At 65.9% G+C, this 14,911-nt stretch carries 12 protein-coding genes; 7 read left to right on the top strand and 5 right to left on the bottom strand.

Annotation, left to right across the window (positions count from 1 at the left end):
- Positions 1-191: 191 nt before the first annotated feature.
- Positions 192-617 carry a GFA family protein gene (locus NLR35_RS19915; protein WP_006610848.1) on the bottom strand — a complete coding sequence of 142 codons (426 nt, stop codon included), beginning with the start codon at positions 615-617 and terminating at the stop codon, positions 192-194.
- A gap of 261 nt (positions 618-878) precedes the next feature.
- Here NLR35_RS19915 and NLR35_RS19910 point away from each other — a divergent pair, with 261 nt between their 5' ends.
- The 4 genes from NLR35_RS19910 to NLR35_RS19895 all read left to right on the top strand — a co-directional run bounded on the left by NLR35_RS19910 (position 879) and on the right by NLR35_RS19895 (position 5,173).
- On the top strand, positions 879-2,084 hold the full coding sequence (locus NLR35_RS19910; RefSeq protein ID WP_257168221.1) for a CaiB/BaiF CoA-transferase family protein: 1,206 nt from the start codon (positions 879-881) through the stop codon (positions 2,082-2,084).
- Between the two features lie 4 nt (positions 2,085-2,088).
- Positions 2,089-3,255: an acyl-CoA dehydrogenase family protein gene (locus tag NLR35_RS19905; RefSeq protein ID WP_257168220.1), complete on the top strand. Its 1,167-nt coding sequence runs from the start codon at positions 2,089-2,091 to the stop codon at positions 3,253-3,255.
- Between the two features lie 428 nt (positions 3,256-3,683).
- Positions 3,684-4,820, top strand: a complete 1,137-nt coding sequence (locus NLR35_RS19900; RefSeq protein ID WP_257168219.1) for a thiolase family protein — start codon at positions 3,684-3,686, stop codon at positions 4,818-4,820.
- The gene (locus NLR35_RS19895; RefSeq protein ID WP_257168218.1) at positions 4,817-5,173 is read left to right on the top strand and encodes a Zn-ribbon domain-containing OB-fold protein; all 357 of its coding nucleotides are present in this window, start codon (positions 4,817-4,819) and stop codon (positions 5,171-5,173) included. The genes NLR35_RS19900 and NLR35_RS19895 overlap by 4 nt, the downstream gene beginning before the upstream one ends.
- Positions 5,174-5,830: 657 nt before the next feature.
- Here the strand turns inward: NLR35_RS19895 and glsA are convergent.
- Positions 5,831-7,693 carry a glutaminase A gene (gene glsA, locus NLR35_RS19890; RefSeq protein ID WP_257168217.1) on the bottom strand — a complete coding sequence of 621 codons (1,863 nt, stop codon included), beginning with the start codon at positions 7,691-7,693 and terminating at the stop codon, positions 5,831-5,833.
- Positions 7,694-8,068: 375 nt separating this feature from the next.
- On the opposite strand from glsA, the gene NLR35_RS19885 reads away from it, so the two are divergent.
- Positions 8,069-9,055, top strand: a complete 987-nt coding sequence (locus NLR35_RS19885) for an IclR family transcriptional regulator (RefSeq protein WP_257168216.1) — start codon at positions 8,069-8,071, stop codon at positions 9,053-9,055.
- Positions 8,985-10,544: an acyl-CoA carboxylase subunit beta gene (locus NLR35_RS19880; RefSeq protein ID WP_257168215.1), complete on the top strand. Its 1,560-nt coding sequence runs from the start codon at positions 8,985-8,987 to the stop codon at positions 10,542-10,544. The genes NLR35_RS19885 and NLR35_RS19880 overlap by 71 nt, the downstream gene beginning before the upstream one ends.
- Positions 10,545-10,550: 6 nt before the next feature.
- On the opposite strand, the gene NLR35_RS19875 is transcribed toward NLR35_RS19880, so the two are convergent.
- From NLR35_RS19875 to NLR35_RS19865, 3 genes are all read right to left on the bottom strand, one after another.
- Positions 10,551-11,834, bottom strand: coding sequence for an MFS transporter (locus tag NLR35_RS19875; RefSeq protein ID WP_257168214.1), 1,284 nt, complete (start codon positions 11,832-11,834; stop codon positions 10,551-10,553).
- An 85-nt stretch (positions 11,835-11,919) separates the two neighbouring features.
- Positions 11,920-13,107 carry an acetyl-CoA C-acyltransferase gene (locus NLR35_RS19870; RefSeq protein WP_257168213.1) on the bottom strand — a complete coding sequence of 396 codons (1,188 nt, stop codon included), beginning with the start codon at positions 13,105-13,107 and terminating at the stop codon, positions 11,920-11,922.
- A 141-nt stretch (positions 13,108-13,248) separates the two neighbouring features.
- Positions 13,249-14,019 carry an enoyl-CoA hydratase gene (locus NLR35_RS19865; RefSeq protein WP_257168212.1) on the bottom strand — a complete coding sequence of 257 codons (771 nt, stop codon included), beginning with the start codon at positions 14,017-14,019 and terminating at the stop codon, positions 13,249-13,251.
- Between the two features lie 152 nt (positions 14,020-14,171).
- On the opposite strand from NLR35_RS19865, the gene NLR35_RS19860 reads away from it, so the two are divergent.
- On the top strand, positions 14,172-14,828 hold the full coding sequence (locus NLR35_RS19860; protein WP_257168211.1) for a TetR/AcrR family transcriptional regulator: 657 nt from the start codon (positions 14,172-14,174) through the stop codon (positions 14,826-14,828).
- The last annotated feature ends 83 nt before the right edge of the window (positions 14,829-14,911 follow it).

Raw genomic sequence — 14,911 nt, 5'->3', positions numbered from 1 at the left:
GGGTCGGTCCGGCTGAACCTGTGGTTCTCTCCCCGTGCTTTTCTTTCGCACGGGGGCCACGGGTGCCAGTCGGCACCCGGCCTTCCCTGCGCCCTCTGTTTCAAGAGAGGGCCACATCGATCAGCACAGCTCGGACAGATCCTGTCGCGAGGCCGTTGATGCTTGCCCGCCTGATGAACGCGAACCTTGCCTCACTCCGGCATCATCTCGCCGGAGCCGCCGAACTCGGCCGGAAAATCCTTCAGCTTCGGCAGGCCGTCCTTGATCGGCAGAACGCTCTCCGCGTAGTTCACGTGGACGCCGGGCGTGAACTTCAAGGTCGGAATCGTCGCGGCATAGACGTCGATCATGCCGAGCGGCGGATGATCGGTCATCAGATGCCCGCCGCACTTGGTGCAGTATTTGCGGTGGCTCATGTCGGTCTTGTGATAGGTGCCGATCGCCTCCGCGCCCTTGGTGACGCGGACATTCGTAGGCTTCCACAAGGTGAAGGCATTGACGGGCCCGGCCGACCACGAGCGGCAGGACGAGCAGTGGCAATAGCCCATCGCCTCCGGCTCGCCATCGGCCTCGAGCTCGACCGTGCCGCAGAAGCATTTGCCCTGATAGAGCGTCATGGCGGTGTTCTCCCTAGGTGGTGTTTTTGGATGTTGGATGGACATGCTGACACAGCTAGGCGGCGAAAGGGAATCCCTCAAATGCGGCTCGCTGCAGGGAACATCTGGTGCAACGCAGCGGTCCCGTCCATGATCCGCGGCACGGAATGTTGCGCAATCGCAAATTGGATGCATGGCCCCATACGTGCCGCGCCGCTTGCTCCGGAACCCGCTGTGCCGTTAGCTCAGGCCATAACAACGATCGAGGGAGCTGACGCCGCGATGGGACCGCTTGCGGGCATCAAGGTCATCGACATGACCACCGTGCTGATGGGGCCGTATGCCGCCCAGACGCTCGGCGACTACGGCGCCGATGTCATCAAGGTGGAATCGCCGGACGGCGACGTCACCCGCAAGATCGGCCCGTGGCGCCATCCCGGCATGGGGCCGGTGACCCTCAACACCAATCGCAGCAAGCGCGTGATCTGCCTCGACCTCAAGAAGCCGGCCGGCCGCGATGCCGTGCTGCGCATGGTCAAGGATGCCGACGTCCTGCTCTACAACATCCGCCCGCAGGCGATGACGCGGCTGAACCTGAGCTATGAGGTCGTCTCGGCGCTCAATCCACGACTGGTCTATGCCGGCGTCTATGGCTTCGGCCAGGGCGGACCCTATGCGGCGAAACCGGCCTATGACGATTTGATCCAGGGCGGGGCGGCGCTGTCGCATTTGATGGCGGTGGCCGGCGACGGCACGCCGCGCTATGTGCCGAACGCCCTGGTCGACCGCATCGTCGGCCTGACGGCTGTCGGCGCGATCTGCGCCAGCCTCGTGCATCGCGACCGCACCGGCCGCGGCCAGCGGCTGGACGTGCCGATGTTCGAGACCATGTCGGCTTTCATCATGGGTGATCACATGGGCGGGCTCACCTATGAGCCGCCGCTGGACAAAGGTGGCTACGCGCGGCACCTGTCGCAGGACCGCAGGCCCTATAAGACGGCTGATGGCTACATCTGCGTCATCGTCTACAACGACAAGCAATGGGACGCGTTCTTCGAGGCGTCCGGCCGCACCGACCTGCGCGCCGATGACCGCTTCAACAGCTTTGCGCGTCGCGCCACCAACATCGATGTCGTCTATGCCGAGCTGGCGCGCATCTTTCAGACCCGCACCACCGCCGAGTGGACCGAGCTGCTGAACGAAGCCGATATCCCGGTCATGCCGATGCACGATCTCGAAAGCCTGCTGCACGATCCGCATCTCGTCGCGACCGATTTCTTTCCCATCGTCGAGCATCCGACCGAAGGCCCGATCCGCACCACGCGCGTGTCCGCGACGTGGTCCGAGACCAAGGCCGAGCCGCAGCTTCTGGCGGGACGGCCGAACGAGCATGGTGACGAGATCCTGCGCGAGCTCGGTTTCTCTGCCGACGAGATCGCCGCGATGATCCGCGACGGCGCGACCACGCCGTCGCCTGCCAAGGAGTGAGCGCATGGATTTCGCACTCTCGGCCAATCAGGAATCGATCCGCGATGCGGTAGCGAAAATCTGCGCGCGCTTCGACGACGCGTATTGGCTGAAGAAGGACAAGGAGGGCGGCTTCCCGGCCGACTTCCACAAGGCGCTGGCCGACGCCGGCTGGCTCGGCATCTGCATTCCGGAGGAGTATAGCGGCTCCGGTCTCGGCATCCTCGATGCCGCGATCATGATGCGCACGATCGCGGAATCGGGCGCGGGCATGTCCGGCGCCTCGGCGATCCACATGAACGTGTTCGGGCTCAACCCAGTCGTCGTGTTCGGCACCAAGGAGCAGTGCGCGCGAATGCTGCCGGGCATCGTCGATGGCCGCGAGAAGGCGTGCTTCGCGGTGACCGAGCCGAACACGGGGCTGAACACCACGCAGCTGAAGACCCGCGCGGTGCGGAAGGGGGACCGCTATATCGTCAACGGCCAGAAGGTGTGGATCTCGACCGCCCAGGTCGCCGAAAAAATCCTGCTGCTGGCGCGGACCACGCCGCTGGAGGAGGTGAAGCGCCCGACCCATGGGCTCAGCCTGTTCTACACGGATTTCGATCGCAGCCGTATCAAGGTGCACGAGATCGACAAGATGGGCCGCAAGCCGGTCGACTCCAACGAGCTGTTCTTCGAGGATTTCGAGATTCCGGTGGACGATCGCCTGGGCGAGGAGGGGCGGGGCTTCGACTACATCCTGCACGGCATGAATCCCGAGCGCATCCTGATCGCGGCGGAGGCCGTCGGACTCGGGCACTTGGCGCTGTCGCGCGCCTCGGCCTATGCGCGGACGCGCAACGTGTTCAATCGGCCGATCGGCCAGAACCAGGGCATCCAGCACCCCCTCGCCAAGAACTGGATGGAGTTGGAGGCGGCCTGGCTGATGGTGCTGCAGGCCGGTTGGCAATACGACCAGGGCATGGCCTGCGGTCCCGCCGCCAACGCCGCGAAATATCTCGCGGCGGAAGCAGGCTTCCACGCCTGTGAGCAGGCGGTGATGACCCATGGCGGCTTCGGCTACGCGCGCGAATATCACGTCGAACGCTACCTGCGCGAATCCCTGATCCCGCGCATCGCGCCGATCAGTCCGCAATTGATCTTGTCGTTTGTCGCCGAGAAAGTCCTCGGCATGCCGAAATCGTATTGAGATGAATTGCACTGAGATGACGAAGTTGTTTGTAAGGCACCTACAACGCCGGCATTCCCTCCCTCCTTGTGGGGGCAGGGCTATCGCATATGAAGACGCGGGGCTGTCGCCACGAACAACCCTGGCAGAGAGTTTCTCCGTCATGCCCGGGCTTGTCCCGGGCATCCACGTGGTTCTCAGCGTGCTGAACGACGTGGATGGCCGGGACAAGCCCGGCCATGACGACTTGGAGGCAGACGAGCGCATCTCTTGGAGAGCCATATGCGATAGCCCCCCTTGTGGCGGAGGGGCAGGGAGGGGGGTACCCCACGAAGACTATTTGTGTGGCCACCCCCACCCCCGACCCCTCCCCGCAAGGGGGAGGGGAGCGCAGCGGCGCTCGCGGCTGGCTGCGCGATGCGCCGGAATGACGGCGGAGTGAGCCGACGATGACCTACATCACCGGCACCGGCCTCACCTCGTTCGGCCGTCACGACGGCCGCTCGTCGCTCGACCTGATGAGCATGGCGGCGCAGCTCGCGCTGGACGATGCCGAGCTGACGCGGCGCGAAATCGACGGCATCCTGTGCGGCTATTCGACGGTGTCGCCGCACATCATGCTCGCCACCGTGTTCGCCGAGCATTTCGGCCTCACGCCGTCCTATGCCCATGCCGTGCAGGTCGGAGGTGCGACGGGGATGGCGATGGTGATGCTGGCGCATCATCTCGTCGAGGCCGGCGTCGTCAGGAACATGCTCGTCGTCGCCGGCGAGAACCGCCTCACTGGCCAAAGCCGCGACGCCTCGATCCAGGCGCTGGCGCAGGTCGGCCATCCCGACTACGAGCTGCCGCTGGGCCCGACGATCCCCGCCTATTATGGCCTGGTCGCCTCGCGCTACATGCACGAATACGGCGTCACCGAGCAGGACCTCGCCGAGTTCGCCGTGCTGATGCGCAGGCACGCGCTCGATCATCCCGGCGCGCAATTCCATGAGTCGATCACCACAGCCGACGTCATGGCGTCGAAGCCGGTGGCAAAACCGCTGAAGCTGCTCGACTGCTGCCCTGTCTCCGACGGCGGTGCAGCCGTCATCGTCAGCCGCGAGCCGACCGGCACGACGGCGGTGCGCGTGCGCGGCTGCGCCCAGGCGCACACGCATCAACACGTCACCGCTGCGCCGGCTCTGAGCGAACTCGGCGCCGAGATCGCGATCAAGAAAGCCAGGGCGGTCGCAGGCGTTGCGATCGCCGACGTCGACTATGCCGCCGTCTATGACAGCTTCACCATCACGCTCTGCATGCTGCTCGAAGATCTCGGACTTGCCGGCCGCGGCGAGGCTGCGGCGCGGGTGCGGGGCGGCCATTTCAGCCGTGACGGTGCCGTGCCGCTCAACACCCATGGTGGCCTCCTGAGCTACGGCCATTGCGGCGTCGGCGGCGCCATGGCGCATCTCAACGAGGCGCATCTGCAGATGACGGGGCGGGCGGGCCGGCGCCAGGTGCGCAACGCCGCGCTGACCTTGCTGCACGGCGACGGCGGCGTGCTGTCGTCGCATGTCAGCATGTTCTGGGAGCGGGAGCGATGAGCGAATCAGCCGACTGGACCAAGGGCGTGGCCGCGATCAGCTACCAGCGCTGCGCGTGTTGCGCTCATGTGCAGTATTTCCGCCGCGACTTCTGCGCGGCCTGCGGCTCGCTTGCGCTGACCGACCACGCTGCGGGCGGGGAGGGCACCGTCTACGCGACATCATTGGTCTGTCGCGCGGCGACGCCGGAGACGCGCGCGCATGTGCCCTACAACATCGTGCTGGTGGATATGCGCGAAGGCTTTCGGATGATGGCCCATGGCGACCATGATCTCGCGATCGGCGACACGGTCAACGCGCGCTTCGTCAGCTTCGCCGGCGTAACGGTGCCTTATTTCGGAAAAGCGCCATGACGGCGGATCGCACGTCAGGACTCACAAAGGCCGACCGCGGGCGGCCGAGGCGGGACGATACGCACAACACATTCGTCCCGACCCGGATCGCCGCGCGATTGACGCAATACTCTACGCTACGCTTACTAACTCAAACGCAACTCAACTCGGTCGTTCGCATGAGCAATCGAGCTCACATTCCCACCTACGGGCGATGAAGAAACTGCGACGCAGAACCTCCAGACAGCCCTTCATCGCCCGTAGAACAGGACGCTGGCGATGACGATCATCGACGTCACGGCCAGCATGTGCGCGAGTGCCTCCGATGTTGCCCTCTTAGTGGCTTCCTTCATGCCGTTTCCTCCCTGGACTGGACACGACTTTCCGTTGCGCAAATACACACGCGACGGCGGCTGGAATTTTACTCGGAACACCCCATTGCGATGTCCGCTTCGCGAGTCCCCACTCGGCGTTCATCGACGGTTCAGAACATCGTCGGGTAATGCGGCGCGAATTGGGCTCGCTTATGGTTGTCCTGCGACCGACTCCCGGTAACGTTTAGGCGAGCCCGTACAATTACGAGTGATGAGAAATATCGACTGAAGGCTATTAGCTGCTGTGAATTGCAACCTTAAGTATTTCAGCGCGCCGGCGACATGCAACAGCCCGATGACGGTCTCAATCGGCTGCGAGCAGATTGAGCCGCGCGTTGGCGATCGTCAGACGCTCCGCAAGCAGCTGTGCGAGATTGCGCATGATGCGCTCGCCCGCATGCGGATGCCGCGTACGGAAGCGCTCGAAATCGTCGAGCGCGATCTCGAAGGCGGTGGCCGAGAAATCGGCTGTCACGTCTGCGGATCGCACGGGCTCGAGCAGCGCCATCTCACCGAAGCATTGGCCGGCCGTCAGCGTCGCCAGACGGATGCCGTCCCGCAGGGTGACGTGAACGACGCCGGAGCGCAGGAAGAACAGCGACTGTGCCGCATCTCCCGCAGCGAGGATACGCTCGCTCTGCTGATAGTGGCGGATCGTCGCCAGCGCCGCGAGCTCGCGGCGCTCGTCGCCGGAGAGGCCGGCGAGCAGCGGCTGCTCGGCGAGCTCCGTGGTCTCGAGAAAGTCGATCGCGCCGCCGTAGCGATAGACGATCTGGTCTTCGGCCCATTCGATGGCGGTGTCCAAAAGATAGAAGTCACGCACGTTCCGGATGTCGCCGGTGCGCGCGGTGATCTCCTGCCAGTCCGAAGAGGTCCTGCGGATGCCGGAGAGCACCACGGTGACGTGGAAGTCCGCCAGTTCGTGAAACAGCTCGGCCAGCAGGCGCAGTCCCGCCGGCGTCATCGCAGTGACGCGGTGGAGGTCGAAGATCACGAATTGCGGGCGCTCGCTCGCCGCAAGTTGGCGCGAGACGTAGTCGACATTGGAGAGCGACAGCGTGCCGACCAGCTCGAGCACGCGGACGGCGTTCGGATGCGCCGCCAGGATGTCGCGCTCCTGCGCGCGGCGGCTGCGCCGCGAGGGATTGGCGCCGATGTCGTAGTCGGCGATGATCGTGGTGCGCGCGTCGTCGGAGCGGTTCAGCATGTGCAGGCCGTAATGCGCCGACAGTGCCTCGCACACCTTGATGCCGCGCACGCTGTTGCCGTGTCCGTCGAGCCGCGGCGAGTAGCTGCCGAGGCCGAGCCGGGCCGGCAGGCTCGCCAGGATGCCGCCGCCGACGCCGCTCTTGGCGGGGATGCCGACGCGGTAGATCCATTCGCCGGCGAAGTCATACATGCCCGAGGACGTCATCACCGACAGCGTGCGCGACACCGCATAGGGCGTCACGACCTGCTCGCCGGTCACGGGATTGACGCCGCGATTGGCCAGGGTCGCCGCCATGACCGCGCAATCGCGCGCGGTGACCAGCACGGCGCATTGCCGGAAGTAGACGGCGAGCACGTCGTCGACAGGCTCGCTGATGACGTTGGACGTGCGCAGCAGATAAGCGATGGCGCGGTTGCGATCGCCGGTCGCGGCTTCCGAGGCGAACACGGCGTCATCGACGTCGAGCTTGCGGCCGGCGAAGCGGCCGAGCGCGTCGCGGATGGCCTCGAACGCGTCGGCATGCCGGGCCTTGCGCACCAGGCCGCTGCAGGCGATCGCGCCGGCGTTGACCATCGCATTGAACGGATGATTCTCGGCATTGAGCCGGATCGAGTTGAAGGGATCGCCGGACGGCTCGACGCCGATGACCCGCTCAACCTCGTCGGAGCCGAGGATGTCCAGCGCCAGCGCGAACACGAAGGGCTTCGACATCGACTGGATCGTGAACGGCACGCGGCTGTCGCCGACCTCGTAGACATGGCCGTCGAGCGTGGCGAGGCTGATGCCGAAACGCGCCGGATCCGCCTTGCCCAACTCGGGGATGTAGTTGGCGACCGCGCCGTCATGATCAGGCCAGAAGTCGGCGTGGCACGCCGAGAGGAAGCGCTGCAACGGCGGCATCGCGGCGGACGCCCAATGCTGCGGATTGCGGTGGGGGCGCGGAGTGTCGGTGGTCATGAGGGGCTCGGCGGGGACACGGTTGGCGTGCCGGTTATGTCGCAGCGGCGTTGGGGCAGCCAGCCCACACTTGGGGCAGCGCTGGTCAAATGTTGCCGTTGCCCAGCGATTGAGCGGCGTGGCGGGAGGACCGGGAGCGACTTGCGGCCATGTCTGCGGCAGGCCGCCGTGGGTCCATGCGGTGCCGCAACACCGTCCCCGAGCGCGCCATCTGGCATGCCATTCCGAATTGCGCTGAGAGGTCGAGTCTTGTGCCAACACGCTGAAGAACGGTGGGTTTTAGAAACGCTCTTGTGTTGTGGGGGCAAAAGGCCTGGGTTAGCTTGTTCTGTAAGCGGAATTTAATTCCGCATCATGGAATTGAGTGGAACGCGCATGGGACGACGGTCTGAGCGATTGAGCAGGGTGGGCATGCTGCCCGGGGATCTCGCCGGTGAGGGCGAGGTCATTCAGGTGGTGTCGCGGGCGTTCGATGTGCTTCGCTGTTTCGAGGGGCACGATTCGCGGCTCGGCAATCTCGAGATTTCCAACCGCTGCGGCCTGCCGCGGTCGACGGTGTCGCGGCTGACGCACACGCTGACGCGGATGGGCCAGCTGGTCTATCTGCCGCGCGATCAGAAGTACCGCATCGGTCCGAGCGCCGTCGCGATGAGCACGTCGATGACGCGGGGCTTGCAGCTGCGCAACCTGATCCGCCAGCGCCTGCAGGATGTCGCCGAGCAATTGCCGGGCACGGTCGGCTTCGTCATCCCCGATCAGTTTCATCTGGTCTATCTGGAGTTCGGCCGCGCCGCGAACGCGCTGGGCCTGCATGAGACCACCGGCAGCCGCATCTCGATGGCCTCGACGGCCGCGGGGCACGCCTATGTCGCGGCGCTCGAGCCGGAGGTCGGCGACGCGCTGCTCGCCGAGATGGAGCGCGAGATGCCGGATGCGGCGAATCTCTTGCGGCCGCGGCTGGAGCACAACAGGCAGTTTCTGAAGGAGCACGGCTACGTGGTCGCCTGTGGCCTGTGGAGCCCGCATATCAACGGCCTCGCGCTGCCGGTGTGGTCGCCGCAGTACCAGACCAATGTCGTGCTCACGATCGGCCTGTTGTCGGCGATGTATGACGAGCAACGGCTGCACGACGAGGTGGCGCAGCCGATGCGCGAGCTCGGCCGCAACATCGCAGCCCTGCTGCAGGGCGCGGAAGCCGATGTCTTCAACAGCCGGATGGAGAGGAAGCCGCTCCCTGTGACCGCGAAGACCAATCATAAGAACAAGACCATCACCGGGGCAGGGGGAACGAATGAGTTGGCAGCCGGAGCTCGAGGAATTGGCCCGGCGCGAGGCCTTCGCGCGGGAGATGGGCGGGCCTGACAAGGTCAAGCGTCAGCACGACCACGGCCGCCTCACCGTTCGCGAGCGCATCGACGGCGTCGTCGATCCCGGCAGCTTTCACGAGATCGGCGCCGTCGCCGGTCTCGGCGAGTATGACGAGCAGGGCGAGCTCACCCATGTGACGCCCGCGAACTGCGTGTTCGGCCGCGCGCGCGTCGACGGCCGCACCGTCGTGGTTGTCGGCGACGATTTCACCGTTCGCGGCGGCTCGGCCGATGCGTCGATCGCGGCCAAGCCGCTGATGGCGGAGGAGATGGCGCACGACTTCCGTCTGCCCATCATCCGCATCATCGAGGGCTCCGGCGGCGGCGGCTCGGTCAAGACCATCGAGACCAAGGGCGCGGCGAATCTGCCCGGCGGCATCGGCGGCAATCGCTGGTACCGCTACACGACGGAGAACATGTCGCTGGTGCCGGTCGTCGGCCTCGGGCTCGGCTCGGTCGCGGGGCTCGGTGCGGCGCGGCTCGCGGCGAGCCACTATTCGGTGATGACACGGCAGTCGGCGATGTTCGTCGCCGGACCGCCGGTGGTGAAGCGGCTCGGCCAGGACCTCGGCAAGATGGAGCTCGGCGGCGCCGATATCCAGACCAAGGCCGGCGGCGTCGACCATGCCGTCGACACCGAGGCCGAGGCGTTCGCCTGCGCGCGGCGCTTCCTCTCCTACCTTCCATCGTCGGTCTATGAGCTGCCGCCGACCTTGCCCTGCACCGACGATCCGCAGCGCAGCGACGAGCAGCTGATCAGCGCCGTGCCGCGGGATCGCCGTCGCGTCTACAAGATGCGCCCGATCATCGAGTCCGTCGTCGACAGCGGCTCGTTCTTCGAAGTCGCGCAGAACTACGGCCGTCCGCTCATCGTCGGCTTGGCGCGGCTTGAGGGCCGCGCTGTGATGGTGCTGGCGAGCGATCCCTATCACTTCGGTGGCTCGTGGACCGCGGATGCCTGCCAGAAGGTGATCCGCTGGGTCGACTTCGCCGAGACCTTCCATCTGCCGATCGTCTATCTGATGGACTGCCCCGGCTTCATGGTCGGGCTGGACGCGGAGAAGGCTGCGACCATCCGTCACGGCGTGCGCGCGATGGCGGCGGTCAACCAGTCGACGGTGCCGTGGTGCACGGTGATCGTGCGCAACAATTTCGGCGTCGCCGGCGTCGTGCATCAGCCGGCGGACCGGTTCTCGATGCGCTACGCCTGGCCGTCCGCCCATTGGGGCTCGCTGCCGCTCGAAGGCGGCATCGAGGCGGCGTATCGCGCCGAGATCGATGCCGCGCCGGATCCGAAGGCCAAGCTGAAGGAGATCGAGGAGCGGCTGACCAAGCTGCGCTCGCCGTTCCGCTCGGCCGAGAAGTTCTGGGTCGAGGAGATCATCGACCCGCGCAAGACGCGTTCGCTGTTGTGCGAATTCGCCCGTCTGGCCGAGCCGTTGCGCACGCCGGGCCCACCGACCGCGATGACGACGCGGCCGTGACGAATGTTACGCAGCGGCAGGCTTGGCCTGCCGCGAGATCGCCAGCGCGAGCAGCGCGGCGATGATGCAGAGCGCGCCGGCCATGAAGAACGCCGGCAGATAGCTCTGCAACAACGTGCGCGACAGTCCCGCGCCGAACGCCGCGGTGCCGGCGCCGAGCTGGTGTCCGGCGAACACCCAGCCGAATACCAAATTGGCGCGCTCCGGCCCGAACCGCTGCGCCGTCAGCCGCACCGTCGGCGGCACGGTCGCGATCCAGTCGAGGCCGTAGAACATCGCGAACAGCGACAGGCCATAGAACGAGAAGTCGGTGAACGGGAGGAACAGCAGCGAGAGACCACGCAGGCCGTAGTACCAGAACAACAGCCAGCGATTGTCGTAGCGGTCCGACAGCCACCCCGACACGATCGTGCCGACGAAGTCGAACATGCCCATGGCGGCGAGCAGGCTCGCGGCCTGCACCTGAGGGATGCCGAAGTCGAGGCACATCGGAATCAGATGCACCTGGACGAGGCCATTGGTCGAGGCGCCGCAGATGAAGAAGGTCGCGAACAGCATCCAGAACACCGGCACCCGCACCGCATCGTGCAACGTCCCGAGCGCGGCAGTGAGGATTGACGTGGTGACCGGCGGCGGGGCCGCGATCGGCTCGGCGCCGGTGTCGCCGAAGGGACGCAGGCCGAGGTCGCTCGGCCGGTCGCGCATCAAGAGCAGCACGGCCGTCGCTGAGACGCCGAGCGCGATGCAGACGAGCGCGAGCGCCGTGCGCCAGCCGAGCCGCTCGGTGAGGCTCGCCAGTAGCGGCAGGAACACGAGCTGTCCGGTGGCGACGCTGGCGGTGAGAATACCGACGACGAGGCCTCGGCGCGCCACGAACCAGCGCGTGGCGATGGTCGCGCCGAGCACCAGCGCGGTCATGCCGGTGCCGAGGCCGATCACGACGCCCCACAGCAGCACGAGGTGCCAGACCTGGCTCATCGCGAGCGAAGCAAGGAGCGCCGAGACCACGATCAGCTGAGCCAGCAGCGTGATGTTGCGCAGGCCATAGCGGTTGAGCAGCGCGGCGGCGAACGGCGCCATCAGCCCGAACAGCACGAACCGGATCGACAGCGCCGACGAAATCTCTGCGGTGCTCCAGCCGAATTCCTGCTGCAACGGCACGATGAATACGCCGGGCGCCCCGACAGTGCCGGCGGAGACCAGCGCCGTGAAGAACGTCACGGCGACCATCACCCAGCCATAGTGGATGTTGCGCTGTGCGAGCGCTGCTGCGAGCTGATTGGAGATCATGCTGGTCCCGTGAGGTTAGGAAGCGGCGCCATTCTGGCAGACTGCGCGGATGACATAAATGGCAAAGGTCCCTCGTTTCCGGACATCACGGCCGCTCGACCGCAATCGCCGTCGCCTCGCCGCCGCCGATGCACAGCGCGGCGACGCCGCGCTTCAGGCCGCGGGCCTGCATCGCATGCAGCAGCGTCACGATCAGCCGCGCGCCGGTGGCGCCGATGGGGTGGCCGAGCGCACAGGCGCCGCCATTGACGTTCAGCCTGTCACGGGGAATGCCGAGGTCGCGTTGCGCGGCCATGGCGACGACGGCGAAGGCCTCGTTGATCTCGAACAGGTCGACGTCCTCGACCCGCCAGCCGACCTTGTCGAGCAGCTTCCGGATCGCCGGAATCGGCGCTGTCGTGAACCACTGCGGCTCCTGGCTGTGTGTCGCGTGTCCCTTGATCTCGGCCATGATCGGCAGCTCGTCGCGCTCGGCGCGTGATCGCCTCGCAAGCACGAGGGCGGCAGCGCCGTCGGCATTGGCGGAGGAGGCCGCTGGCGTGATGGTGCCGTCTTTGCGGAACGCAGGCTTCAGCGCGGGGATCTTGGCCGGATCGACCTTCAGCGGATGCTCGTCCCTGGTGATCACGCGAGGCCCCGACTTTTCAGTCAGCGGGATTGGCGCGATCTCTGCTTCGAATGCGCCGCTCTCGACCGACTGGCGGGCGCGAGTCAGCGTTTCCACCGCATAGGCGTCCTGGTCGGCGCGAGTGAACTGATACGCTTCCGCCGTGGCCTCGCCGAAATCGCCCATCGAGCGCCCGGTATCGTACGCATCCTCCAGCCCGTCCAGCATCATGTGGTCGAGGATACGATCGTGCCCGGCGCGGTAGCCGCCGCGCGCCTTGACGAGCAGATAGGGAGCATTGCTCATGCTCTCCATGCCGCCGGACACCACGATGTCGGCGGAGCCGGCCCGGATGATGTCGTGCGCCAGCATCGTCGCCTTCATCCCGGAGCCGCAGACCTTGTTGATCGTGGTGGCGCCGGTCGCATCAGGCAGACCCGCGCCGCGCGCGGCCTGTCGAGCCGGGGCCTGGCCCTGACCGGCCGGCAGCACATTGCCCATGAATACTTCCCCGACCGTATCAGGCGACACGGCCGCCCGTTCGAGCGCCGACTTGATGACGTGAGCGCCAAGCTCATGCGCGCGGAGTGGCGACAATTCGCCCATGAAGCGGCCGAGCGGGGTGCGGGCGGCGGACAGGATCACGACGGAATCTGACGAGGCCATGACGGACTCCCTGAATGAATATGATGCTCATCATATAATGGCGGCCCGAAAATGCAAATCGGCGATCCCGCGGAACTTGTGGTGAATACGTCGGCGAGATTTGCCGGAGGCTGCAGTCGGAAACTTGGCGAAAATTGCGCTCTAGCGCTTGCGATCGATGAAGTGCTGCATCAGCCGCTTGGGCTCGTCGGTCAGGAACGATCGCCCGAAGGCGCCGATCGACACCTCGATCGACTCCTTCAGCGGCAGGTCCTCCCATTGCCGCAGCAGGCCCTTCTGCGCCCGCAGTGCTTCGGGTCCGCAGGCGAGCAGCGATGCAATGACCGTCTCGACCGCGTTATCGAGTTCTCCTTCGGCCGCAACCGAATCGACGAGGCCCCAGGCGAGCGCGGTCGGGGCGTCGATCGTCTCGGCCGTCATCAGCAGCCAGCGCGTGCGGCCCCAGCCGATCAGTCGCGGCAGCAGCGCGGCATGAATGACCGAGGGAATGCCGACGCGCACCTCCGGCATGCCGAACTTCGCGTCATGCGCGGCGACGCGGATGTCACAGGCTGCCGCGACTTCCAGGCCACCGCCGAGGCACCAACCAGGCATCCGCGCAATCACGGGCACCGGGAAATTCCGTACCGCTTCACACAGTCCGGCCAGCCTCGCGATGAACGTCTCCGCGGAGGCTTGATCGAGCTTCGCCATCTCCTTGATGTCCGCGCCGCCGATCATGCTCTTCTCACTTTCGCCAGCCAGGACGAGCGCACGAATGCTGTCGTCAGATGCGAGCGATTGCAGTCCGGCTTGTATGCCAAGGATGGCCGCTGAGCCGATAATGTTCAGCGAGCCGGCATTGCAGATCGTGAGCCGGACCACGCTGCGGGCGTCGCGACTCACGCCGCAGTGAAAATTGAGCATATCCATGGCCGGCCTCGTCTGGGGTGTGGGGCGTGACAGTCGCGGGAATAAATCAGGCCAGCGAAGTTGATTTAGATCAACTCGAATTCATCAAATAGCTGCAGCGACGAGGGCGCAGAGCTGCTATTGTATGACCTCGGACATTCAATAGGACGGCAATGCGCTACTCTCCGGAACACAAGGCGGAAACCCACGCGCGAATCGTGCGCAAGGCGTCGGTGCGGCTGCGGGAGAAGGGCGCTCACGGCGTCGGTGTCGCCGACCTGATGAAGGAGGCCGGGCTCACGCATGGCGGCTTCTACGCCCACTTTGAATCGCGCGACGCGCTGGTCGTCGAGGCGTTCGGCTATGCGATCGATCGTTCGGTGGAGCGCTGGCGCAAGCTCTTGGACGAATTGCCGCCGCAAAAGCGGCTCGCCGCGATCGTCGACGGCTATCTGTCGACCGAACATCGGGATGATCCCGGCCATGGCTGCGCGGTTCCCGCTCTCGGGGCGGAAATCGCGCGCGAGAGCGCCAAGACTCGCAAAGCCTTCGCAGCGAAGCTGGAAGAGCTGATCGACCTGTTCGCCGATTACATCGCCGATGTGCCGCGCAAGACCGCACGCAAGCGGGCCTCCGCGATGCTCGCCACCCTGATGGGGACCATCGTCATGGCCCGCATCACCGGCAGCGGCGAACTGTCCGAGGAGATCCTGAACTCCGGTCGCGAGGTGGCGCTGGCGGTTGCCCATGGTGACGGGCCGGCGGGGAAGACCTCGGCGCGGGCGCCCGTCAAAAGGCCGGTGAAAAAGGTGGCCGGCGCCAAGCGCTGAGCCTTCGGACGACGAGCGCGATGGACGGCCTGCCGCGGGAGCGAAGGGGCGGCAATTTCGCAGCGCCGGTCAGCGCTTAGACC

The sequence above is a fragment of the Bradyrhizobium sp. SRS-191 genome (genome assembly GCF_024586915.1).
Classification (GTDB): Bacteria; Pseudomonadota; Alphaproteobacteria; order Rhizobiales; family Xanthobacteraceae; genus Bradyrhizobium.
The sequence above is the reverse complement of the archived record's forward strand: the minus strand, read 5'-3'. Positions and strand labels throughout refer to the sequence as shown.

Excerpts from the sequence above, each read along its gene's own strand:
- NLR35_RS19885 (WP_257168216.1), top strand. The coding sequence starts at position 8,069 with ATGGGACGACGGTCTGAGCGATTGAGCAGGGTGGGCATGCTGCCCGGG.
- NLR35_RS19905 (WP_257168220.1), top strand. The coding sequence starts at position 2,089 with ATGGATTTCGCACTCTCGGCCAATCAGGAATCGATCCGCGATGCGGTA.
- NLR35_RS19870 (WP_257168213.1), bottom strand. The coding sequence starts at position 13,107 with ATGGCCTCGTCAGATTCCGTCGTGATCCTGTCCGCCGCCCGCACCCCG.
- NLR35_RS19900 (WP_257168219.1), top strand. The coding sequence starts at position 3,684 with ATGACCTACATCACCGGCACCGGCCTCACCTCGTTCGGCCGTCACGAC.
- NLR35_RS19865 (WP_257168212.1), bottom strand. The coding sequence starts at position 14,019 with ATGGATATGCTCAATTTTCACTGCGGCGTGAGTCGCGACGCCCGCAGC.
- NLR35_RS19915 (WP_006610848.1), bottom strand. The coding sequence starts at position 617 with ATGACGCTCTATCAGGGCAAATGCTTCTGCGGCACGGTCGAGCTCGAG.
- NLR35_RS19910 (WP_257168221.1), top strand. The coding sequence starts at position 879 with ATGGGACCGCTTGCGGGCATCAAGGTCATCGACATGACCACCGTGCTG.
- NLR35_RS19880 (WP_257168215.1), top strand. The coding sequence starts at position 8,985 with ATGAGTTGGCAGCCGGAGCTCGAGGAATTGGCCCGGCGCGAGGCCTTC.
- NLR35_RS19875 (WP_257168214.1), bottom strand. The coding sequence starts at position 11,834 with ATGATCTCCAATCAGCTCGCAGCAGCGCTCGCACAGCGCAACATCCAC.
- NLR35_RS19860 (WP_257168211.1), top strand. The coding sequence starts at position 14,172 with ATGCGCTACTCTCCGGAACACAAGGCGGAAACCCACGCGCGAATCGTG.
- glsA (WP_257168217.1), bottom strand. The coding sequence starts at position 7,693 with ATGACCACCGACACTCCGCGCCCCCACCGCAATCCGCAGCATTGGGCG.
- NLR35_RS19895 (WP_257168218.1), top strand. The coding sequence starts at position 4,817 with ATGAGCGAATCAGCCGACTGGACCAAGGGCGTGGCCGCGATCAGCTAC.